Annotated in this window: 2 protein-coding genes; one reads left to right on the forward strand and one right to left on the reverse strand. The window is 52.5% G+C overall.

The genetic code is table 11. The annotated features are described in order from the left end of the window. On the forward strand, window positions 1-332 hold a 332-nt coding region (locus K0039_RS24710; protein ID WP_500303702.1), incomplete at its 5' end, for an outer membrane beta-barrel protein. Here the strand turns inward: K0039_RS24710 and K0039_RS24715 are convergent. Then, on the reverse strand, window positions 239-668 hold a 430-nt coding region (locus K0039_RS24715), incomplete at its 5' end, for a U32 family peptidase C-terminal domain-containing protein (RefSeq protein ID WP_228106768.1). The genes K0039_RS24710 and K0039_RS24715 overlap by 94 nt on opposite strands.

The raw sequence follows: 668 nt of genomic DNA on the forward strand, positions 1-668 counted from the left end.
ACGAGGTGCAAAAAATGAAAAAGACAGCTATCGCGATTGCAGTGGCACTGGCTGGTTTCGCTACCGTAGCGCAGGCCGCTCCGAAAGATAACACCTGGTACACTGGTGCTAAACTGGGCTGGTCCCAGTACCATGACACTGGTTTCATCAACAACAATGGCCCGACCCATGAAAACCAACTGGGCGCTGGTGCTTTTGGTGGTTACCAGGTTAACCCGTATGTTGGCTTTGAAATGGGTTACGACTGGTTAGGTCGTATGCCGTACAAAGGCAGCGTTGAAAACGGTGCTCGCGTGGTTTCCCCGGAGAAATTACGCATCAGCAGCGCGTAATTGAGCTCAAGATCCTGCGGGACCGGGAGCCACACAGTATAACCATCGCCTGGTGCGACCGGCATCGCTTCACCTTTGGCGTTTTCCATGTGCTCAAGGGTAAAGTTAATGTTGCCTTGCGGCGTCATCTGCTCAAGGCTGTCGCCAACGGAGAATTTATTTTTCACCGCTACCGCTGCGAGGTCCCCCTTGCGCTCACCGGTAAACTCACCAACAAACTGCTGGCGGTCAGAAACTGAATAACCGTATTCGTAGTTCTGATAATCGTCGTGAGTATGACGACGAAGGAAACCTTCGGTATAGCCACGATGCGCCAGACCTTCCAGAGTTTCCAGC

Origin of the sequence: Terrisporobacter mayombei, assembly GCF_020748465.1 — a bacterium.
Classification (GTDB): Bacteria; Bacillota; Clostridia; order Peptostreptococcales; family Peptostreptococcaceae; genus Terrisporobacter; species Terrisporobacter mayombei.